General features: G+C 59.6%; 20 protein-coding genes. 10 read left to right on the top strand and 10 right to left on the bottom strand.

The annotated features are described in order from the left end of the window. Positions 1-10: 10 nt before the first annotated feature. On the bottom strand, positions 11-985 hold the full coding sequence (locus AC07UI_RS25675; protein WP_494995121.1) for a 2-hydroxyacid dehydrogenase: 975 nt from the start codon (positions 983-985) through the stop codon (positions 11-13). A gap of 210 nt (positions 986-1195) precedes the next feature. After that, the gene (locus AC07UI_RS25670; protein WP_494995120.1) at positions 1196-2164 is read right to left on the bottom strand and encodes a LysR family transcriptional regulator; all 969 of its coding nucleotides are present in this window, start codon (positions 2162-2164) and stop codon (positions 1196-1198) included. A gap of 194 nt (positions 2165-2358) precedes the next feature. On the opposite strand from AC07UI_RS25670, the gene AC07UI_RS25665 reads away from it, so the two are divergent. The 4 genes from AC07UI_RS25665 to AC07UI_RS25650 are packed head-to-tail and all read left to right on the top strand — an operon-like array spanning position 2359 to position 7154. Continuing rightward, positions 2359-3870: an efflux transporter outer membrane subunit gene (locus AC07UI_RS25665; RefSeq protein ID WP_494995119.1), complete on the top strand. Its 1512-nt coding sequence runs from the start codon at positions 2359-2361 to the stop codon at positions 3868-3870. Between the two features lie 24 nt (positions 3871-3894). Beyond that, complete coding sequence (locus AC07UI_RS25660) at positions 3895-6090, top strand: FUSC family protein (RefSeq protein WP_494995118.1); 2196 nt, start codon at positions 3895-3897, stop codon at positions 6088-6090. Continuing rightward, positions 6080-6280 (top strand): DUF1656 domain-containing protein, encoded by a 201-nt coding sequence (locus AC07UI_RS25655; protein ID WP_494995117.1) that lies wholly within the window; start codon positions 6080-6082, stop codon positions 6278-6280. Before AC07UI_RS25660 ends, AC07UI_RS25655 begins: the two co-directional genes overlap by 11 nt. A gap of 10 nt (positions 6281-6290) precedes the next feature. Continuing rightward, positions 6291-7154 carry an efflux RND transporter periplasmic adaptor subunit gene (locus tag AC07UI_RS25650; protein ID WP_494995116.1) on the top strand — a complete coding sequence of 288 codons (864 nt, stop codon included), beginning with the start codon at positions 6291-6293 and terminating at the stop codon, positions 7152-7154. 67 nt (positions 7155-7221) lie between these two features. On the opposite strand, the gene AC07UI_RS25645 is transcribed toward AC07UI_RS25650, so the two are convergent. The 3 genes from AC07UI_RS25645 to yaaA form a co-directional block, all read right to left on the bottom strand. Then, positions 7222-8046 (bottom strand): SDR family oxidoreductase, encoded by an 825-nt coding sequence (locus tag AC07UI_RS25645; RefSeq protein ID WP_494995115.1) that lies wholly within the window; start codon positions 8044-8046, stop codon positions 7222-7224. A 36-nt stretch (positions 8047-8082) separates the two neighbouring features. Continuing rightward, entirely contained in the window at positions 8083-8547 is a 465-nt protein-coding gene (locus tag AC07UI_RS25640) for a multidrug transporter (protein ID WP_494995114.1), read from the bottom strand. Positions 8548-8784: 237 nt separating this feature from the next. Then, positions 8785-9564 carry a peroxide stress protein YaaA gene (gene yaaA / locus AC07UI_RS25635; protein ID WP_494995113.1) on the bottom strand — a complete coding sequence of 260 codons (780 nt, stop codon included), beginning with the start codon at positions 9562-9564 and terminating at the stop codon, positions 8785-8787. 170 nt (positions 9565-9734) lie between these two features. Here yaaA and AC07UI_RS25630 point away from each other — a divergent pair, with 170 nt between their 5' ends. The 6 genes from AC07UI_RS25630 (at position 9735) to AC07UI_RS25605 (ending at position 15149) form a co-directional block, all read left to right on the top strand. Next, on the top strand, positions 9735-10859 hold the full coding sequence (locus tag AC07UI_RS25630) for a polysaccharide deacetylase family protein (RefSeq protein ID WP_494995112.1): 1125 nt from the start codon (positions 9735-9737) through the stop codon (positions 10857-10859). A 361-nt stretch (positions 10860-11220) separates the two neighbouring features. After that, positions 11221-12615: a PhoH family protein gene (locus tag AC07UI_RS25625; protein WP_494995111.1), complete on the top strand. Its 1395-nt coding sequence runs from the start codon at positions 11221-11223 to the stop codon at positions 12613-12615. Positions 12616-12888: 273 nt separating this feature from the next. After that, complete coding sequence (gene moaC / locus AC07UI_RS25620; protein ID WP_494995110.1) at positions 12889-13359, top strand: cyclic pyranopterin monophosphate synthase MoaC; 471 nt, start codon at positions 12889-12891, stop codon at positions 13357-13359. A 16-nt stretch (positions 13360-13375) separates the two neighbouring features. Continuing rightward, a complete protein-coding gene (locus AC07UI_RS25615; RefSeq protein ID WP_494995109.1) occupies positions 13376-13618 on the top strand; it encodes a MoaD/ThiS family protein in 243 nt (80 codons plus the stop codon). Positions 13619-13620: 2 nt separating this feature from the next. Then, on the top strand, positions 13621-14073 hold the full coding sequence (gene moaE / locus AC07UI_RS25610; protein WP_494995108.1) for a molybdopterin synthase catalytic subunit MoaE: 453 nt from the start codon (positions 13621-13623) through the stop codon (positions 14071-14073). Positions 14074-14372: 299 nt separating this feature from the next. Further along, positions 14373-15149 carry an ABC transporter substrate-binding protein gene (locus AC07UI_RS25605; RefSeq protein ID WP_494995107.1) on the top strand — a complete coding sequence of 259 codons (777 nt, stop codon included), beginning with the start codon at positions 14373-14375 and terminating at the stop codon, positions 15147-15149. Positions 15150-15288: 139 nt separating this feature from the next. On the opposite strand, the gene AC07UI_RS25600 is transcribed toward AC07UI_RS25605, so the two are convergent. From AC07UI_RS25600 to AC07UI_RS25580, 5 genes are all read right to left on the bottom strand, one after another. Further along, positions 15289-15915: a helix-turn-helix transcriptional regulator gene (locus tag AC07UI_RS25600; protein ID WP_494995106.1), complete on the bottom strand. Its 627-nt coding sequence runs from the start codon at positions 15913-15915 to the stop codon at positions 15289-15291. Positions 15916-16004: 89 nt separating this feature from the next. Beyond that, the gene (locus tag AC07UI_RS25595) at positions 16005-17132 is read right to left on the bottom strand and encodes an NAD(P)/FAD-dependent oxidoreductase (protein ID WP_494995105.1); all 1128 of its coding nucleotides are present in this window, start codon (positions 17130-17132) and stop codon (positions 16005-16007) included. Between the two features lie 162 nt (positions 17133-17294). Then, on the bottom strand, positions 17295-18251 hold the full coding sequence (locus tag AC07UI_RS25590; protein ID WP_494995104.1) for an ornithine cyclodeaminase family protein: 957 nt from the start codon (positions 18249-18251) through the stop codon (positions 17295-17297). 128 nt (positions 18252-18379) lie between these two features. Further along, a complete protein-coding gene (rhlB, locus tag AC07UI_RS25585) occupies positions 18380-19867 on the bottom strand; it encodes an ATP-dependent RNA helicase RhlB (RefSeq protein ID WP_494995103.1) in 1488 nt (495 codons plus the stop codon). A gap of 96 nt (positions 19868-19963) precedes the next feature. Continuing rightward, positions 19964-20620, bottom strand: a complete 657-nt coding sequence (locus AC07UI_RS25580; protein WP_494995102.1) for an alpha/beta hydrolase — start codon at positions 20618-20620, stop codon at positions 19964-19966. Positions 20621-20627: the final 7 nt, after the last annotated feature.

Below are 20627 nucleotides of genomic sequence, written 5' to 3'. Positions count from 1 at the left end.
ACCGATTATCTCAACCCTTCCACACCTGCGGATTGACCAGGTCCTGCGGCCGCTTACCCAGCAATGCACTGCGCAGGTTGTCCAGGGCGCGATTGGCCATGGCTTCGCGGGTCTCAAAGGTGGCCGAGCCGATGTGCGGCAAGGTCACCGCATTTTTCAGCTGGAACAGCGGTGACTCGGCCAACGGCTCCTTCTCGTAGACGTCCAGTCCGGCGCCACGAATCTTGCCGTTTTGCAGGGCTTCGATCAGCGCCGGCTCGTCGACCACCGGACCCCGGGAAATATTTACCAGAATCGCGCTCGGCTTCATCAGCGCCAGTTCGCGATGGCTGATCAGGTGTTTGGTTTTTTCGCTGAGGGGCACTACCAGGCAGACGAAATCGGCTTCGGCCAGCAACTGATCGAGGCTGCGAAATTGTGCACCTAGCTCCTGCTCCAGCTCGGTCTTGCGGCTGTTACCGCTGTAGATCACCGGCATGTTGAAACCCAAACGCCCACGACGGGCGATGGCCGCGCCGATGTTGCCCATGCCGACGATGCCCAGGGTTTTGCCATGCACATCGCAGCCAAACAACGGCGCACCGACGGTGGCCTGCCATTGCCCGGCCTTGGTCCAGGCGTCCAGTTCGGCGACGCGCCGGGCGCTGCTCATCAACAGCGCAAACGCCAGGTCGGCGGTGCTTTCGGTGAGCACATCCGGGGTGTTGGTGAGCATGATCCCGCGTTCGTTGAAGTAGGCCAGGTCGTAGTTGTCATAGCCGACCGAAACGCTGGAGACCACTTCCAGTTTTGCGGCGTTTTCCAACTGAGCGCGACCAAGCTTGCGGCCAACGCCAATCAAACCGTGAGCGTGGGGCAGGGCTTCGTTGAATTGGGCATTGATGTCGCCCTGTTTCGGGTTCGGAACGATCACGTTGAAGTCCAGCTGCAGGCGCTCGACCATTTCAGGCGTGACACGGCTGAAGGCAAGTACGGTCTTTTTCATCGCAGGAAAGCTCATCGGGCGGAGGAGAATGCCAAGCAAGCTATCATTTTTGGCGGGGGGTGCGCGAGACCTGCACGTTTGATCGTTCCCACGCGCAGCAAAGGAATGCAGCCCGTGACGCTCTGCGTCACAGAAGCAGACGCAGAGCGTCCATGGAGGCGTTACCACGCGGAGCGTGGGAACGATCTCTCATCGCATAGATCCTTGAGATCAGTTAGCCAGCCTTGCCCCATTCATGCTCCCGCTCAGGTCATACGCTGCCAGCTCTGCCTGATGCGCCGCGAGAATTTCCGGCAGTGAACCGCGCAGGTACTCGACCCAGGTTTTGATCTTGGCATCCAGGTACTGTCGCGACGGGTAGATGGCGTACAGGTTCAGTTCCTGGGAGCGATACTTGGGCATCACCCGCACCAGGGTGCCGTTGCGCAGACCTTCGATGGCTGCGTAGACGGGCAGCACGCCAACCCCCATGCCACTGGTAATGGCAGTCTTCATCGCGTCGGCCGAATTCACCAGAAACGGAGAACTGTTGATGGTGACCATTTCCTGGCCTTCGGGACCATCAAACAGCCACTTCTCCAGTGGAATCACCGGGCTCACCAGGCGCAGGCACGCGTGGTTGAGCAGATCGCTGGGTTTCTGTGCACAGCCATTGGCTTTGACGTACGCCGGCGAGGCGCAAACGATGCTGTAGGTGATGCCCAGTCGTTGCGAGACGAAACCCGAGTCCGGCAGCTCGCTGGCAAGCACGATGGACACGTCATAACCCTCGTCCAGCAGATCCGGTACGCGGTTGGCCATGGTCAGGTCGAAGGTCACGTCCGGGTGGGTTTTGCGATAACGCGCAATGGCGTCGATCACAAAGTGCTGCCCGACCCCGGTCATGGTGTGCACTTTCAACTGCCCAGCCGGGCGCGCGTGGGCGTCACTGGCCTCGGCTTCGGCTTCCTCGACATAGGCCAGGATCTGTTCGCAGCGCAGCAAGTAGCGTTTACCGGCCTCGGTCAGGGCGATACGTCGGGTGGTGCGGTTGAGCAAACGGGTTTGCAGGTGGGCCTCAAGGGTGGAGACCGCGCGCGAGATGTTGGCAGTGGTGGTGTCCAGTTGCACGGCCGCGGCGGTGAAGCTGCCGGCTTCGGCGACACAACTGAAGGCGCGCATATTTTGCAAAGTGTCCATGGGGTGCTCTCTTTGGAGATTGCAAATTGTGACACGAAGTTTCTATTTTTACAGGCACTCCTGTGAACCTGACCAACGGATTATCGCGTTAACGGTAACAAAGATTCACAGGAATCCCGGCTTATCGCCATCCCTGCCGCCCCCTAGAATTGCGCCACCACCCGGAAGATCCCCCACGTCAGGAAATTGCAGCAGTGCCGCGTCGCATCAGCAGAGAACTGAGGACTCTCAGTGTTTGGGCTTTATCGTTAGCAATCAGCGGCTGCATCGGAACCGGAGGAATTGCCCCGCAAGGCAAGACACTCACCGCCAACACATTGGCCACCGACGAGGCGATCCAGAGCGCCGCGCAGGATGCTCACTGGCCGATCGCCCAGTGGTGGCAGGCCTATGGCGACCCGCAATTGAACCGCTGGGTAAACCTCGCCGTGCAGGGTAGCCCGAGCATGGCCATGGCCGCTGCCCGAGTACGCCAGGCCCGGGCGATGGCCGGGATTGCCGAATCTGCCGAGTCGTTACAGATCAAAGGCGAATCGACCCTCAAGCGTCATAACTGGCCCACCGACCAATTCTATGGCCCCGGTGAACTGGCCAATACCACCACCTGGGACAACAATGCCGCGTTGGGCTTCAGCTATGCCCTTGACCTATGGGGCCGCGAAAGCAACGCCACCGAACGCGCTGTGGACATTGCCCACATGAGCGTCGCCGAAGCACGCATGGCCCAGCTGGAGCTGCAGAACAATGTGGTTCGTGTCTATATTCAGCTGTCCCTGCATTACGCTCAGCGGGACATCGTCGAGGCGACCCTGAAGCAGCAACAGCAGATCCTCGACCTGGCGCAAAAGCGTTTGAATGGTGGCATCGGCACACATTTCGAAGTCAGTCAGGCCCAGACGCCGTTGCCGGAAACCCATCGGCAACTGGATGCGCTGGACGAAGAAATCGCGCTGAGTCGCAACCAGCTCGCCGCACTGGCAGGCAAAGGACCGGGGGAGGGCGCGCAGTTGCAACGGCCAACGCTGTCGTTGGCTGCGGCGCTGAAACTGCCATCGGCGTTGCCCGCCGAACTGCTCGGTCAACGTCCGGATGTGGTCGCCAGTCGCTGGCAAGTGGCGGCTCAGGCGCGCGGCATTGATGTCGCCCACGCAGGTTTTTACCCCAACGTCGATCTGGTCGGCAGCCTTGGCTTTATGGCCACCGGCGGTGGCGCGCTGGAGTTTTTGACCGGCAAAAAGCTCAACTACAACGTCGGACCGGCGATTTCGTTGCCGATCTTCGATGGCGGGCGTCTGCGCTCGGAGCTGGGAGAAGCCTCGGCCGGTTATGACATCGCCGTCGCCAAGTACAACCAGACCCTGGTCAATGCGTTGAAAAGCATCTCCGACCAGTTGATCCGTCGCGAGTCGATGGACAAGCAGCAAGGCTTCGCCGCCGAGTCGGTGGCTTCGGCGCAGAAGACTTACGACATCGCGATGATCGCTTTTCAGCGTGGGCTCACCGACTACCTCAACGTGCTCAATGCCCAGAGCCTGTTGTTCCATCAGCAGCAGATCCAGCAGCAGGTCCAGGCCGCACGCCTGAGCGCCCATGCTGAACTGGTCACCGCATTGGGGGGCGGGCTCGGCGCAGGCCTGGACGTGCCTGACGACAGCAAAACCGTGCCAGGCAAGACCCCGGCAGCGCTGGCTGCCTTCGATCACTGACGCTCGGCTATAGAGAACGATGCAATGACTCCCTTGCCTGCACCGCTGCGCTGGCTGTATTCCCTTGAATGGCGCCGTGGTTTTTTCGACTGGGCACGCAGCGATGGCGTGACCTGGGTCTACATCTTCAAGGTGTTGATCGCTGCTTTTCTGACCCTGTGGCTGGCCATGCGCCTGGAGTTGCCGCAACCGCGTACGGCAATGATCACGGTGTTTATCGTGATGCAACCGCAGAGCGGCCATGTGTTCGCCAAAAGCTTCTATCGCTTGCTCGGTACCCTGACCGGGTCTGCGGTGATGGTTGGGTTGATCGCCCTGTTCGCGCAGAACACTGAACTGTTCCTCGGCTCGCTGACGATCTGGGTCGGCATCTGTTCGGCTGGCGCGGCGCGCTGTCGCAACTTTCGCGCCTACGGTTTTGTGCTGGCCGGTTACACCGCGGCGATGGTTGGTTTGCCGGCGCTGGCCCATCCCGATGGTGCGTTTATGGCTGCCGTGTGGCGGGTGCTGGAAATCTCTCTGGGCATTCTCTGCTCTACGCTGGTCAGTGCCGCGATCCTCCCGCAGACCGCCAGCGCCGCCATGCGCAACGCGCTGTACCAGCGCTTTGGAGTGTTTGCGCTGTTCGTCACCGATGGCCTGCGCAGCCGCAGCCAGCGCGATGCGTTCGAAAGCAGTAACGTGCGCTTCATCGCCGAAGCGGTCGGCCTTGAAGGCCTGCGCAGCGTCACCGTATTCGAAGATCCGCACATGCGTCGGCGCAACGGTCGCCTCAGTCGTCTGAACAGCGAATTTATGGGCATCACCACGCGCTTCAACGCCTTGCACCAATTGCTCGAGCGTTTGCGCAGCAGTGGCACGGAGCATGTGGTGGCGGCGATCAAGCCCGGTTTACAGGACCTGGCCGAATTACTCGACGGTTTCTCCGCTCGGGCGCTGACCAGTGCCGATGCGCAACGGCTGGCCGCGCAACTGGCGACCTATAAAGAAGGTTTGCCGGCGCGAGTGCGCAGCCTGCGGGCGACCTTTGAGGAGAGCAACCCGAGCGACGCCGAGCAGCTGGATTTTCACACCGCATATGAGCTGCTCTATCGCTTCGTCGACGACCTGCACGGTTATGCACAGACCCACGCTTCGCTCGCCGAACACAGTCACGAACGCGAGCGCTGGGACGAACCCTACACACCGCAAACCAACTGGCTGGCTTCGGCGGCTTCGGGGATTCGTGCGGCGTTCATTCTGGTGGTGCTCGGCAGTTATTGGGTGGCAACGGCCTGGCCCAACGGCGCCACCATGACCCTGATTGCTGCGGCGACCGTCGGCCTGTCAGCCGCCACACCCAACCCCAAACGCATGGCGTTTCAGATGGCGTGCGGGACCTTGCTCGGTGCGCTCATCGGTTTCGTCGAGATGTTTTTCATCTTTCCCTGGATCGACGGTTTTCCATTGCTCTGCATGATGCTCGCACCGGTGATCGTGCTTGGCTCGTTCCTCACTTCACGGCCGCAATACGCCGGGGTCGGCCTGGGTTTGCTGATCTTTTTCAGCACCGGTTCCGTACCGGACAACCTGACCGTCTACAACCCCTATGCCTTCATCAACGACTACATCGCCATGGTCATGGGCATGTTGGTGTGCGCCGCCGCCGGGGCGATCATTCTGCCGCCCAACAGCCGCTGGTTGTGGCGTCGGCTTGAGCAGGATTTGCGCGGGCAAGTGGTGTACGCCATCAGCGGCAAGCTTAAGGGGCTCGGTTCGAGCTTCGAGAGCCGCACTCGGGATTTGCTGCATCAGGCCTATGGCCTGGCAGTGAGGCAACCGCAGGTGCAGCGTGATTTGCTGCGCTGGATGTTCGTGGTGCTGGAAGTCGGCCACGCGATCATCGAGTTGCGCAAGGAACAGGCGATCCTCCCGGTGCATCCGGCTTACGCCGAAATCCAACCGTGGCGCCAGGCGATTCGGGTGATGGGGCGCTCATTGGTGCGGCTGTTTATCCAGCCGAGCCAAAGTAACCTCGAGCGCGCGTTGACCGCGGTCGACCACGCTATCAGCCGGGTGCAGGCCACCGACGAACCTTTCGCGCCGCACTTCGATACCTCGGCGCTGCGTCGCGTCAAGAGTTACCTGCACTTCATCCGCACCTCATTGCTCGACCCGCAATCACCGCTGGCCGCGTTCGCTGCACCCGCCGAGCCGCAAGGACTAGAACATGCCTCGTGAAATCGCCTTCCACGGCGTGTACATGCCGACCATGACCCTGATGTTTTTCATCGCGGCTCTGCTTGCCTGGGCCCTGGATCGTTTTGTCTCCGGTTACGACCTGTACCGCTTTTTCTGGCACCCGGCGCTGCTGCGCCTGAGCCTGTTCACCTGCATTTTCGGCGCCTTGGCGCTCACTGTTTACCGTTGAGAACGATCTGATGAAAAAACTCTTCAGCCTGCTCGCCACCTTGCTCGTGCTGGCCCTCGCCCTGTGGATCGGCCGGACCCTTTGGGTGCATTACATGAACACGCCCTGGACTCGTGACGGCCGGGTGCGCGCCGATATCATCAACGTTGCCGCCGACGTCACGGGTGAGGTGGTCGACGTCCCGGTGCGTGACAATCAGTTGGTAAAAAAGGGCGACCTGCTGATGCAGATCGACCCTGAGCATTACCAGATCGCGGTGAAACAGGCGCAGTCGCTGGTGGCCTCACGCAAGGCAACCTGGGAAATGCGCAAGGTCAACGCCCATCGGCGCGCCGACATGGACAGCCTGGTCATCTCCAGGGAAAACCGTGACGACGCCAGCAATATCGCTGACTCGGCCCTGGCAGATTACCAACAAGCGCAAGCACAGCTTGAAGCGGCGCAGTTGAACCTCAAACGTACCCAAGTGCTGGCGGCGGTGGACGGTTATGTCACCAACCTCAACGTTCATCGCGGCGACTACGCGCGCATCGGTGAAGCGAAAATGGCCGTGGTCGACATGAATTCATTCTGGGTCTACGGCTTCTTCGAAGAAACCAAACTGCCCCACGTAAGGGTCGGCGATAAAGCCGATATGCAACTGATGAGCGGCGACGTGCTCAAGGGACATGTGGAAAGCATTTCTCGTGGCATCTACGACCGCGACAATCCCGAGAGCCGTGAACTGATCGCCGACGTCAATCCGACCTTCAACTGGGTGCGCCTGGCGCAACGGGTACCGGTGCGCATTCATATCGATGAAGTGCCGGACGGCGTGCTGCTGGCGGCGGGGATTACCTGTACGGTGGTGGTGAAGCAGGAAGGCGAGCAATAGTCCTCAGACCGTCTGATCGTTCCCACGCTCTGCGTGGGAATGCATCTTTCGGATAGCTGCGATCCTCTTACAATCGCCCACTCAACCCGAACCGCTTCATCAACCCCGTCTCCAACACGCCCTTGGGCAGCACTGCCGCCAACAACGGCATCGCCCGGCTGCCATTGCCCAAACGCAGCAAGCGCGGTGGTTTGCTCCGCTGTACAGCCTTGAGCAAATCAGCCGCAAACTCACTGGCAGGTGTCGGGTTGTTCTGGGAGGCTTTGGCCCGGGCGCGGATGCCTTCGCGCAGTGGCCACCAGGGAGATTGTTCGGTGATCAACTGTTCGGCCTCATGCCCTGCATTCTTGGCAAAACTGGAGGCGATGGCGCCGGGCTGGACTTCCATGACGTGGACACCGAACGGTGCCAACTCCATGCGCAGGGCATCGCTCAAGGCATGTACGGCGGCTTTCGAGGCGCAGTAGGCGCCAGCAAATGGTGTCACCAATATGCCGGACACACTGCCGATATTCACCACCAGGCCTTTGCAGCGGCGCAGTACCGGGAACATTGCACGGGTTACCCCGACTACCGCGAACACGTTGGTTTCGAACTGGCGCTGCATCGCCTCCACACCACCGTCGAGCAGCGGCCCCATGGCGCCATAGCCGGCATTGTTGATCAGCACTTCCAAACCGCCGTGTTGCTGATTGATGCGCTCGCTCAACGCTTCCAGCGCAGGCCCGTCATTGACGTCCAGTTGCACCGCGGTGAACCCGGCGGCGGCCAATACCGCAACATCATCAGCCTTGCGCGCAGTCGCCCAGACCTCGTAACCGGCCGTTTTGAACGCATCGGCCAACGCGCGGCCGATGCCGCTGGAACAACCGGTGATTAACGCGAGGGGCATGGAGCGGTCCTTGTGCAAAAGGGGAGAAGTGATGGGTCAGTCAGAGAAACTACCCTGCAAATGCTCGGCGCGAAACTCCAGGGTTTGCGGGCGGTAACCGGGGCGCAGTGGTGGTAGCGGCAAGCAGTCTTCCCACGAGGCGCCGGCCTGTAGCTCACCGGGGCCACGGTAGCGCGGGGCAGCGTAGAGATTGTCCGCAAGGTTTACCGTGTCGCCGGGCGCATACGCGGCGATCCGCCAACGCAGTTCGGTCAGTGGCACGTCATTGCCGTTGTTCATTGTAAGTTTCAGCGGGCGATCCGCCGGGCAGTGCTCGGGCGCATAGTTGATGCGCAACTCCAGCCGCGCCAGTTGCTTGAGTTCGCGGTTGTCCAGCCAGACCACCCACGTCGCTACCAGACCCAGACCCATCGCTGCCGCCAGCGATACCGGAAAGGCTTTGGCCGGATAACGCAGCAGCAGGGTCAGCCAGGTGATGACCAGCAAGACGCCGATGAACATGACGCGGACCTCGGGAATTGAGGAGACCATCCTACCCAAGCGTAGGCGCGATTGACCATGGCCGAAAACCAGTGGTGAATGCTCAGGGGGCCAATCGCTTCGCTTGCTCGTGATGGCGGCCTGTCATCCAGCACCATTGGACAACATGGAAAGCGGGAATAAAAAAGTTCTTCACACAATTCCGGGAAACGCTGTTCGGCGCACGTGCCGATTCATGATGTGCGCCGAAAGAGAGCTCTATTCGGGGGCGTGGTCGCGCAGAAAAACCAGAGTGTCGGGCCTGGACTGCTCAGCGTTGAAGCGGTAACCCTGCGCATCAAATTGCTTGAGTGCGGCCGGGTCGTTGATGCGCTCCTGAATGACGAAGCGGCTCATCATGCCGCGAGCCTTTTTCGCGTAGAAGCTGATGATTTTGTACTGGCCGTTTTTCAGGTCCTTGAACTCGGTGTTGATGATCCGTGCGTTCAGGGCCTGGCGTTTGACCGCCGAGAAGTACTCGTTGGAGGCCAGGTTGAGCAGCACATCGTCGCCTTGTTCGGCCAACGCCTGGTTCAACCACTCACTGATTCGGGTGCCCCAAAAAGCGTACAGGTCCTTGCCACGGGCGTTGGCCAGTTTAGTGCCCATCTCCAGCCTATATGGCTGCATCAAGTCCAGCGGGCGCAGCAGGCCGTACAGGCCGGAAAGCATGCGCAAGTGTTGCTGGGTGTAATCGAAATCCGCCTCACTGAATGTTTCGGCGTTCAGGCCGGTATAAACGTCACCTTTGAACGCCAGCAGCGCCTGTTTTGCGTTGGCTTGGGTGAAGGCCGGGGTCCAGCTGCCGAAACGTGCGGCGTTCAGGCCACCGATTGTGTCGGAAACGTGCATCAACTCGCTGATCTGCGCCGGGCTCAGCTCGCGTAACTGCAGGATCAGCTCCTGGGAATGATCGAGGTATTGCGGCTGGGTGAAGCGCTGGGTCACCGGCGGAGTCTGGTAATCGAGGGTCTTGGCTGGGGAAATCACCATCAGCATGAAGTCGTCTCCTGAAATCGTCGGGGGATTCTAGGGGGTTGCAGGCGTTGACTCCAGCTATCAAGGTCATAGGGGGGTTCGTAGCAGCTGCCGAAGGCTGCTACATGGAGCGCGTCAGGCGCAATGCATCAGCTATAGTGCCGCGCGGCTTTTGTTATGGAGACATCCCTTTGCGTATCGCTTTTCTCTTCTCGGCCTGGCTGTTCAGTCTCAGCGCCATGGCTGTGCCCAATGACGTTGCCACGCTGGATCGCAGTACCTGGCCAGAGCAGCTGACCAGTCCGACTCTGTTCGACGTCGCGTCGCGAGCGGAAATCCTCACCTTTGCTCGCGCCTTGCTCGCCAGCGAGGCGCTGGACGAAACCGCTTTAAAGCAGCGCCTGGGGTTGCGGACGATCAATCTGGAGTCGATCAATAGCTTGCGTCAGCGGATGTGGCAGCGTTTGCTGGCCAACTACAATTTCGCCCAGCAAAGCTGCGATCAGGACGCCTCCTTCTGTTATCTGGTCGAAGACATGGACTCCCTGCGCGAGCAGGCCGGTAAGTTTCAGGTTGCTGCGGATTCCTACTACATGCGCTGGGCCGAACCGAGCCGGATCTTTCATGAGCACTATCTGGACGAACAACTGCGCAAGGCGGCGTTGTTTGCGCAAACCAGCAGCGAAGTCGATCGATTCGGCGATTACGAGCGCAACGGTGACGAGCTCAACGATCGGCTGTTTTTACTGACCTTCGACAGCGCCGCCGCAACCTCGCCGGATAACACCGCCTGGCTCAGCGACTACTTGCGCAAGTCGAACATGAGCGCGACCTTTTTTGTGCTGGGCAGCGATATTCAGAATCGTTTGGCCCAACGCTCGGTGGCTGATTTACAGGCGTTGTACTCAAAGCAGTGCGTCGGTGTGCAGGGTTGGGAATACCGCTCCCATAGCCATTGGCAGGACTGGCAATACTCGATCGAGCGCAGCGTGGAACTGGTGAAAAGCAAATTGCCGGAAAATTACAAACCGCTGTTTCGCCCACCCTATGGTCAGCGACGCGCCGACGGCGAAGGGTTTTTCAAGGCGCAGGGTTTGCAGGTCGCCTTGTGGGATATCGACCCTCAGGACGCCGGCGGCAAGCTCAAGGCTCAAGAGAGCGGCCAGAGGGTGTTGACGCTGATGCTGCTGTGGCGGCGTGGGGTGATCAACTTCAATGTCAAACAGGACGCGGTAAAAACGGCGATACCCTGGCTGGTCACGCAAACCGCGCAAAGCGGTATCGGCTGGGAGGATTGTCAGGACGTTTTTCGTTGAAAAGGCAAAAGGCCAGCAATCATTGGGGGAAGGGTAAGGCAGGAAGGTTTTTAGCGGGATTTCGATACAGGCAGACTTTCGACTTTAACGGGGGTGATGGCAGTCCGCCAAGTGCTATTGGTCACTCTGAAAAATAAACTTCAAAAAAACGTCAAAGTGCTTTTTCCTGTCACAGGTTTTGGAGTATTACGAAGACAGACCGCCGAAACCTGCAACACAGGTGGCGTCTTTCAAGACCCAGCGTGTGCAGTTCACTTGAGTCCTGCTGTTTTTGAGTACTGCAGGGTGAATTCGGTGGCCACTTCGAGGCGCAGCACTGTAATGGTATTGCGTCGACTGGCTCCCACAAAGGTGACCGAGTATGGATGATCACGGACGTAGCTCTTCTTCCAACCAGCCAATCCTCTATGTACTCGATACCAACGTATTGATTCACGATCCAAACGCACTCCTGAACTTCGAAGAACACCACGTTGCCATCCCGATGATCGTCCTTGAAGAGCTCGACAAGCTCAAAAGTGGCCATCACAGCGTCGCGTCCGAATGCCGGCAGGCGATCCGTCTGATCGACAAGACTCTGGGTGATGCAACCCCGGAAGACGTTGAGCTGGGGGTGCCGATCCAGCGTGGCAAGAGCGGGCCAAAAGGTTTGCTGTCGATTCTGATGAACAAGCGCAAAGAGCCCAACAATCTTTTGCCCGAGAATCTGAACGACAACATCATCATCAACCAATTGATCGACCTGCACGTGCGCGACAAGGATCTGCGCCTGGTGCTGGTGACCAAAGACATCAACATGCGCCTCAAAGCGCGAGCCTGTGGGATCGCCGCCGAGGACTACAGCACCGACCAACTGGTTGACGACGTGTCGCTGCTGTCACGTGGTTATCACAACATGACGGGTTCGTTCTGGGATCGCGTCAGCAAGGTCGAGACTCGTCAGGACCACGGTCGCACCTGGCATCAGGTGCAACTCATCGACAACCTGCCTGCCGTGCATGTCAACGAGTTCATCATCGACGAGCAGGGTTTTGTCGGCTGGATCAAAGAGATCAGGGTCGACGTCCTGCTGATCCTCGACCTGCATCAAGAACCGTTGATGCACCAGGAAGCCTGGGGGCTGAAGCCGCGTGACGTCTATCAAAGCCTGGCGCTGTTCGCCTTGCTCGATCCGGACATCCATCTGGTCAACCTGTCCGGTGCCGCCGGCTCCGGGAAAACCATCCTGGCACTGGCCGCCGCCATCGAGCAAACCATGGTCAGCAAACGCTACCGGCGCATCATCGCTACCCGTAGCGTGCAGGGGCTGGACCAGGAGATCGGCTTCCTGCCGGGCACCGAAGCGGAAAAAATGGAGCCTTGGCTAGGCGCCATTACCGACAACCTCGAAGCCTTGCACATGGATGACGAAAATACCCATGGCAGTGTGGATTACATCCTCAGCAAAGTGCCGTTGCAGTTCAAATCCCTCAATTACATCCGGGGCCGCAGCTTCCAGCAGAGCCTGATCCTGATCGATGAATGCCAGAACCTCACCCCGCACCAGATGAAAACCATCATCACCCGTGCCGGTGCCGGTTCCAAAGTGGTGTGCCTGGGTAACCTGGCGCAGATCGACACCCCTTACCTGTCCGCGACCAGTTCCGGGCTGACCTACCTGACCGAACGCTTCAAAGACTTCCCCAATGGTGTGCACATCACCCTGCAAGGGGTGCCACGTTCGATTCTGGCCGAATACGCCGAATCCCATCTGTAACCCTCAAGAACCGGGCGGCCCAAAGCCGCCCGGCTTTTTTTTTGTTGCGATACAACACCCCCTTGTAGGAGCGAGGCTTGCCCGCGATCGAGCGCGAAGCGGTCGCAGAACAGGTCTGCGCATTCCCACAGGACAATTGAGTCGTCTGGATTGCGGCCGCTTCGCAGCCGATCGCGGGCAAGCCTCGCTCCTACATCGCGGGTTTCAATAATCAAACGTGCGAAAAATTGACCTGCAGGTTTACAATCGGCGCTCCTGATCAGGAGTAACCCTGTGCTGACTCATCTCGATTCCCAAGGTCGCGCCAATATGGTCGACGTCACCGAAAAAGCCGTGACGTCCCGTGAAGCCACAGCCGAAGCGCTTGTGCGCATGCTTCCCGAAACCCTGCAAATGATCGTCAGCGGCGGTCATCCCAAGGGTGATGTGTTTGCCGTGGCGCGGATCGCCGGGATTCAGGCGGCGAAGAAAACCTCCGATTTGATTCCGTTGTGCCATCCGCTGATGCTCACCAGCGTCAAGGTCGAGCTCAGCGCCGAGGGCGAGGACGCGGTGCGCATCGTCGCCCGCTGCAAACTCGCCGGCCAGACCGGTGTCGAGATGGAGGCGCTGACCGCCGCCAGCATCGCCGCGCTGACCATCTACGACATGTGCAAGGCCGTGGATCGTGGTATGACCATCGAGAGCGTACGCTTGCTGGAGAAGTTGGGTGGCAAGAGCGGCCACTATCAGGTGTCTGAATAATGCAGGTGTCCGAATAATGAAAGTGACGGTGAAGTTTTTTGCCCGCTACCGCGAGGCGCTTGGAGTGGACTCGCTGAACGTCGAAGGCGATTTCGCCTCGGTCGATGATGTGCGTTTGCTTTTGGCACAGCGCAACGGTGCCGAGGTACTGAGTGAACAGAACCTGATGTGCGCCCGCAATGAAGACCTGTGTCAGCTCGATGAGCCGCTGACCGACGGCGATGAAGTGGCGTTTTTCCCTACCGTGACCGGAGGCTGAGCATGGCCATTCGCGTGCAATCCGCAGCGTTCGACCCAGGCGCTGAAGTCAACGCGATGCACGCGGCGAATGTCGGCGTCGGCGCGGTGGTGAGTTTTGTCGGCTACGTGCGCGACTTCAATGATGGCCGTGAAGTTGCCGGGATGTTTCTCGAGCACTATCCGGGCATGACCGAAAAGGCTCTCGGCAAGATCGCCGATGAAGCCGGGCAGCGTTGGCCGCTGCTCAAGCTTGAAGTGCTACACCGGATCGGCGCCCTGGAGCCGGGTGAGCCGATTGTCTTCGTCGGTGCCGCCAGTGCCCACCGCCAGGCAGCGTTCGACGCCTGCGCTTTTGTCATGGACTACCTGAAAACCCGCGCGCCGTTCTGGAAAAAAGAAAACACCAGTGACGGGCCTCGCTGGGTGGAAGGGAAGGACAGCGACCATGCGGCGGTAGAGCGCTGGGAAAAGTAATCCCCTGATCGTTCCCACGCTCCCGCGTGGGAATGCCGCCCCGGACGCTCTGCGTCCGCTTTGGCTGTGACGCGGAGCGTCACGGGATGCATTCCCACGCAGAGCGTGGGAACAATCAATGGATTTCCTTTCGTTACCCCATTTCATCCTCGCGACCAAAGGAAGGGCGAAGTGTGGACGGCCGATTGACGGCCAATACATAAAAGTCCAGTATGGAATTATAAGTACAAAAAAAGCGTTTCAGTTTTAACTTTTCCTTCTGTCTTGCAAAACCAACAACAACCCGCGAGAGAACGAACATGAAGAAACTCCCCCTCATCAGTGGCCTGGCCCTTAGCCTGTTGGCGTGTAGCAGCCTGTTCGCTGCCGAGAAAACCGTACGTATTGGCATTGAAGCCGCTTATCCACCCTTCGCCTCAAAGACTTCCGACGGCAAGATCAGCGGTTTCGATTACGACATCGGCAACGCGTTGTGTGCGCAGATGAAGATCAAGTGCGAATGGATCGAGGGTGAGTTCGATGGCCTGATCCCGTCGCTGAAAGTGAAGAAAATCGATGCGGCCCTGTCCTCGATGACGATCACCGAGGAGCGCAAGAAGTCCGTCGATTTCACCCACAAGTACTACTTCACCTCGTCGCGTCTGGTGATGAAGAAAGGCGCCGTGGTGGATGACCAGTACGCCAGCCTCAAGGGCAAGACCATCGGCGTGCAACGCTCGACCACCACCGACCGCTATGCCACCGAAGTGTTCGAGCCCAAGGGCATCAAGGTGGTGCGCTACAGCAACAACGAAGAGATCTACATGGACCTGGCGTCCGGGCGCCTGGACGCCATCTTCGCCGACACCATTCCGCTGGATGACTTCCTGTCGATGCCGCGCGGTGCCGGTTATGCCTTTGTCGGCCCTGAGTTGAAAGATCCGAAATACGTCGGTGAAGGCGCCGGGATTGCCGTGCGTAAAGGCAACACCGAGTTGCTGGCCGATCTGAACAAGGCCATCGACGGCATTCGCGCCAGCGGCGAATACCAGAAGATCGAGGCCAAATACTTCAAGTCGGATATTTATGGGGATTGATCAGGGGGATTTGTAGCGCCTGATACATTGCAATCGCGGGCAAGCCTCGCTCCTACAGACCCCATTATCCGTAGGAGCGAGGCTTGCCCGCGAAGCGATGGTAAGAACCATAAATCTGATTCGGGTCAAACGCGGACCTTCAGCCCTTCAATTCTTTCAAATGCTTGTACACCGTCGCCCGGCCCATGTTCAGTACATTCGCCACATAATTGGACGCGCTTTTGCCCTTGAAGGCGCCTTCAGCGTGCAGGGCCAGCACCAGCTCGCGTTTATGCTCGCGGGTCAGCAGGTTGAGGCTCAGCTGACGTTCTTGCATCCATGCGTGCAGGAAGGTGTTGATTCGCTCCTGCCAGTCATCACGAAACAGGGAGTCCGGTTGCGCAATCAGCTTGCTCGGCGACAGGAACAAATCCAGCGCCGCCTTGGCATTTTCGAACAGCGAAATATTCAGGTTGATACACAGCACAGCCAGAGGCTGGCCATCGCTGTCGCGCAGCACACTGCTGAGGCTGCGGATTTTTTGACCGTCCCAGTTGAGCTTTTCGTAAGGGCCAATGTTTCGTTCGCTGACCTCTTCGCTGAGCATGTCTTCCAGCGCGGCATCGTCGCCGATTTCGCGTTTGGACAGGTTGTTGGCGATGTAGTCGATCTTTTGCGTGCGCAAATCGTGCAGCACCACCTCGGCGTGGGGATAAAACAGCGTGGCAATGGCGTCGGCAATCGCCCGGAAGTTTTCCAGGGCGGGATCTTGTCGAGGTGGTGTCATAGGGAGTTGCTCCAGGCAGCGTCAGCGCCCTATCGAAAAGGGCGCTGGAAGTGTGCCGCAATCGAGGCGGGCCGTCACCTGAGGGCGTGTTAACCGAGGCGAGCGGGGGAGAGCATTGCGGCGCTCAGACCAAAGCGCGTCAGTTGTTCAGGCAGGGCTTCGCCGCGTACCAGTGCCGCACCGGCCTGACCCATGGCGGGCGAGGTCTGGATGCCATAACCGCCTTGGGCCGCGACCCAGAACAGCCCCGGCACCTGCTGGTCAAAGCCGCACAAAAGGTCACCGTCGCTGACGAAACTGCGCAGTCCGGCCCAGGTTCGGGTCGGGCGGCGGATGGTCAGCGTGGTGGCTTCTTCAATCTGGTAAATGCCCATGGCGATGTCCAGCTCTTCAGGCTGCACGTCGTGAGGTTCGACCGGGTCGGCGTTGGCCGGTGAGCCGAGGAACATCCCGGCATCCGGTTTCATGTAGAACGACTCGTCGAGGCTGACCAGCATCGGCCAGTCATGGATATCCACCCCTTCAGGGCCGGCGAAGATAAATGCCGCACGACGCTTGGGCTGCAGGCCGAGCGGCCTGGCCCCGGCCATCTCACCGATTTTATCGGCCCAGGCACCTGCCGCATTGATCACCACCGCAGCGCTGAAGGTCTGTTTGGCGGTCTTGACCTGCCAATTACCTTGGGCGTCACGGGTCAGGCTCTGGACTTCACTGTCGGTATGCACTTCACCCTGATTGCGCCGGATACCGCGCAGGTAGCCTTGGTGCAGGGCGTCGGTGTCGATATCGCTGGCGCTCGGGTCATAAATCGCCCCGTGAACTTTCTCCCGGCGCAGGATCGGCAGGCGTTCGCAGGCTTGCTCGGCGCTGAGCAATTGCATCTCCGGCACGCTGGCCTTGGCGCTCAGGTATTGGCTGTTCAACTCAGTCGGGTCGCCGGTGAAGTCCACAGTCATTTCACCACGCGGGGTCAGCAACGGGTGCTCGCAGAAACCGGCCGGCGGCGCGTCGAAGAATTCCCGGCTGGCGAGGGTCAATGCACGGACCTGGGCGGTGCCATAAGCGGCAGTGTATAAGGCGGCGGAACGCCCGGTCGAGTGATAGGCCGGATGCGATTCACGCTCCAGCACAATCACCCGAGCCTGACGCGATAGCCAGTAACCGGTGGACGCACCGGCGATACCGCCGCCGATGATGATGAAATCTGCCTGGGGCATGGGGGTTCTCCTGTCACTGCTCAATGCTTTTGTAGGAGCGAGCTGTGCGGCGGATCCGACTTGCCCGCGATGAACGATGACGCGGTAAATCAGACAGACCGCAGCGCCTGATTTCGCGGGCAAGTCGGATCGCCGCATCGCTCGCTCCTACAGGTGTTGGTATTAGCCGATGCGTTTTTGTAGAAGGTAGATAGCATTGGCTAGCGCGATGTCTTCCAGGCCCAGGCCAATGGAACGGAAGAATACGTGGCGGTCGTAGGCCGGGCGCGGCGCCTTATCGGCAAGCAGCTCTGGCAGGTCGCCTAGAATGGCGCTCCTGTCCCAGCCATGCTGCTCGCTGGCGATCAGCATTTCCCCGGCCGAGCCTGGGGTGGTCTGACGATAGTCGCAATAGACCTGCATTTCATTCAGGGTTTGCGGCGGCACTTCGTGAGCCCGTGGCGCGTTGGTGCTGATCGAGGTGATCAGTGCCGGTTTACTGAGGGTACGCGGGTCGATCACCGGGCCCGCGGAGGAGGTGCAGAGCATGATCACGTCGGCGTCCTGAAGCGCCTGCTCGTGGCTGGCAACGATTTGCAAGCGCGGGTCAAGGGTGCTGATTGGCGCCAGCTCTTCAGGGCTTTTGCCGGCCAGGGCTGGCGAGTAGAGGCTGATGCTCTGCCAGTCGCGCAGCGTCTTCACATAGCGCAGGTGAGCCAGGGCCACCGGGCCGCTGCCAATAATCGCAAGACGCCTGGCGTGCGGCTCAGCCAGGGCGTCGATGGCCACAGCGGTCGCGGCGGCGGTGCGGGCGACCGTCAGTTCGCCTGCGTCGCAGAGTAGCAGCGGTTGACCATTGTCCATCGACATCAGCAGCGTCCAGGCCGTCACCAGTGCGCCTTCGCTGCGCACGATATAGGGTGAGGTTTTCACGCCGTAGACGCGGTCTTCGGCCAGAACGCCAAGGTAATTGATGAAATCGCCGGCGCCTTGGGGGAACTCCACCAATTGCTGGGCCGGTTGCACGGCATGCCCGGCGGCCAGATCACGGAACATCTTGCGCAGAATCTGCGGCACGTCGAGGTGTTCGAGTAGCTGGCGGGCCTGGGCTTTGGCGACCACATAAGGCGTGCTGGACATGCTGATGCTCCGTGGAAGTGAATGTAAACTAATTTGTCCATTATGGACTTATAGTTCCATATGACAATATCCAGACGAAAAAAAACGCAGACCGTTTCCGGGCTGCGTCTCTTTTGTTGCGCCGGGTTTTACGGGCGCTTGCGCTCTACTGCGCGCAGTAGATGGGTCGGCGGTGTTTCGCAACTGATCTTGCGACCCAGCAGCGCCTCGATGGACGGTAGCTGGTAGGAGTCGTCTTCACCGGCGAAGCTGATGGACACACCATCGGCGCCCGCACGACCGGTCCGGCCAATGCGGTGGACGTAATCGTCCGGCACTTCCGGCAGGGTGAAGTTGATCACGTGGCTGATGCCGTCGATGTGAATCCCGCGACCGGCGACATCGGTGGCCACCAGCACGCGAATCTTGCCTTCGCGGAAGCCTTCCAGGGTCTTGATGCGCTTGTGTTGTGGAACGTCGCCGGAAAGCTGGGCGGCGTTGACACCGTCACGCACCAGGCGTTCTTCGATGCGCCGCACTTCGTCCTTGCGGTTGGCGAAGACCATCACCCGTTCCCAGCCGTTGTCGTTCACCAGGTTGTAGAGCAGTTTGTATTTGTCGGCAGCGGCAACAGCATAGATGTGCTGTTCGACGTTCTCGCTGGCAACGTTCTCGGATTCGATTTCAACGATGGACGGGTCGGTGGTCCATTGCTTGGCCAGGTTCATCACGTCTTCGGTGAAGGTCGCAGAGAACAGCAGGGTCTGACGCTCGTTTTTCGGCGGAGTCTGGCGAATGATCTGACGCACTTGTGGGATGAAACCCATGTCGAGCATTCGGTCGGCTTCGTCCAGGACCATCACTTCGACCATGTCCAGGTGCACGTCGCCGCGCTGGTTGAAGTCCAGCAGACGGCCCGGGGTGGCCACGAGGATGTCGCAGTGGCGGGCCTCGAGGTGCTTGAGCTGCTTGTCGAAGTCCATGCCGCCAACGAACGTCATGACGTTGAGTTCGGTGTACTTGGTCAGGTTGGCGGCGTCCTTGGCGATCTGCACCACCAGCTCGCGGGTCGGCGCGATGATCAGCGCCCGCGGTTCACCCATGTAGCGCTCTTTCGGCGGTGGGGTTTGCAGCAGCTGGGTGATGATCGAGATCAGGAACGCGGCGGTTTTGCCGGTACCGGTCTGGGCGCGGCCGATAGCGTCTTTGCCTGCCAGGGTGAAACCCAGCACCTGCGCCTGGATCGGGGTGCAGTACGGGAAACCCAGGTCCTGGATCGCGTGCATTAATTCTGGCGCAAGCTTGAAATCGTGGAAACGGGTTTTGCCTTCCTGGGGTTCGACGACGAAATCTTCGAGTTTCCAGGGCGTGACAGGCGCTTTCGGCGCGTGCGCGCGACGAGGTTGCTCTGGTTTGGGCTTTTCGCTGCGCGGTTGTTCGGAGGCCGGAGCCGCTGCCGGTTGAGCTTGGGGAGTGTTCACCGGCTCTTTTTTAGGCGCGGTGTCAGGCACGGCGCGACCAGGCTGATTACCGTCGGTGCGGCTGCCGGGGCTGTGGGAAGGTGCAATGGAGCCAGGCGCGAGCTGCTCAGCCTCGCTTTTACCAAACATTTTCTTGAGTGCTTTGAGCACGGTCATCTCATCAATTGGTTAAGGAATGTACGCCGGGCAGTGTAATGCAAGAATCGGGCGCGGCGTAGTGGATTGCTTAAAGGGCTACAGGAAGTTTCTATTTCAACGCAAACGGTTGGTGATCCAGGCGCCAATGTCGCGAATTTCATCGGGTAACACTTCATGGCCCATTGGGTATTCCTGCCATGTCACGGTGACATCAAGTCGCTTCAAATGCTCGTAGGCAGTTCGACCCATGGCGTTTTGTACGACGTCATCGTAATGGCCATGCAGGCAATACACCGGGATCCGCTGTTGGCTGGCCGACAATTGCAGTTCGTCACTGAATGTCGGTGCATAAGTAGAGAGGGCGATTACGCCACCCAAGGGGCCTTGCCATTTCAAGAAGGCGGTGTGCAGCACCACCGCACCGCCCTGGGAAAAACCGGCGAGAAAAATCCGCGAGGCGTCTATTCCGCTGGCGCGCTGTTCTTCGATCAAATCGGTGAGCGACCGCGCGGACTCATCCAGCTGCTCGCGGTTGATTGCCCGCGCCGGGTTCATGGCCAGAATGTCATACCAGCTCGGCATTTCGTAGCCGCCGTTGATGGTCACGGCGCGAGTCGGCGCTTGTGGCAGAACAAAGCGGGTAGTCAGCAGGCTTTCTTGTAGCGCCTCGGCTACCGGCAGGAAATCGTAGCGGTCGGCGCCCAGGCCATGCAGCCAGATCACGCAGGCATCGACGGGCTTGCTGGGCTGAAGAATCAAGGTCTGGGTCATGTCTGCT

It is taken from the genome of Pseudomonas sp. GW821-FHT04C07, from assembly GCF_059420325.1.
The sequence above is the reverse complement of the archived record's forward strand: the minus strand, read 5'-3'. Positions and strand labels throughout refer to the sequence as shown.

Bases quoted from the DNA above. Each gene is read 5' to 3' on its own strand.
- AC07UI_RS25600 (WP_494995106.1), bottom strand. From the start codon at position 15,915: ATGACACCACCTCGACAAGATCCCGCCCTGGAAAACTTCCGGGCGATT.
- AC07UI_RS25655 (WP_494995117.1), top strand. From the start codon at position 6,080: ATGCCTCGTGAAATCGCCTTCCACGGCGTGTACATGCCGACCATGACC.
- AC07UI_RS25670 (WP_494995120.1), bottom strand. From the start codon at position 2,164: ATGGACACTTTGCAAAATATGCGCGCCTTCAGTTGTGTCGCCGAAGCC.
- AC07UI_RS25640 (WP_494995114.1), bottom strand. From the start codon at position 8,547: ATGTTCATCGGCGTCTTGCTGGTCATCACCTGGCTGACCCTGCTGCTG.
- rhlB (WP_494995103.1), bottom strand. From the start codon at position 19,867: ATGACCGTGCTCAAAGCACTCAAGAAAATGTTTGGTAAAAGCGAGGCT.
- AC07UI_RS25625 (WP_494995111.1), top strand. From the start codon at position 11,221: ATGGATGATCACGGACGTAGCTCTTCTTCCAACCAGCCAATCCTCTAT.
- yaaA (WP_494995113.1), bottom strand. From the start codon at position 9,564: ATGCTGATGGTGATTTCCCCAGCCAAGACCCTCGATTACCAGACTCCG.
- AC07UI_RS25605 (WP_494995107.1), top strand. From the start codon at position 14,373: ATGAAGAAACTCCCCCTCATCAGTGGCCTGGCCCTTAGCCTGTTGGCG.
- AC07UI_RS25580 (WP_494995102.1), bottom strand. From the start codon at position 20,620: ATGACCCAGACCTTGATTCTTCAGCCCAGCAAGCCCGTCGATGCCTGC.
- AC07UI_RS25675 (WP_494995121.1), bottom strand. From the start codon at position 985: ATGAAAAAGACCGTACTTGCCTTCAGCCGTGTCACGCCTGAAATGGTC.
- AC07UI_RS25650 (WP_494995116.1), top strand. From the start codon at position 6,291: ATGAAAAAACTCTTCAGCCTGCTCGCCACCTTGCTCGTGCTGGCCCTC.
- AC07UI_RS25590 (WP_494995104.1), bottom strand. From the start codon at position 18,251: ATGTCCAGCACGCCTTATGTGGTCGCCAAAGCCCAGGCCCGCCAGCTA.
- AC07UI_RS25645 (WP_494995115.1), bottom strand. From the start codon at position 8,046: ATGCCCCTCGCGTTAATCACCGGTTGTTCCAGCGGCATCGGCCGCGCG.
- AC07UI_RS25595 (WP_494995105.1), bottom strand. From the start codon at position 17,132: ATGCCCCAGGCAGATTTCATCATCATCGGCGGCGGTATCGCCGGTGCG.
- AC07UI_RS25660 (WP_494995118.1), top strand. From the start codon at position 3,895: ATGACTCCCTTGCCTGCACCGCTGCGCTGGCTGTATTCCCTTGAATGG.
- AC07UI_RS25615 (WP_494995109.1), top strand. From the start codon at position 13,376: ATGAAAGTGACGGTGAAGTTTTTTGCCCGCTACCGCGAGGCGCTTGGA.
- moaE (WP_494995108.1), top strand. From the start codon at position 13,621: ATGGCCATTCGCGTGCAATCCGCAGCGTTCGACCCAGGCGCTGAAGTC.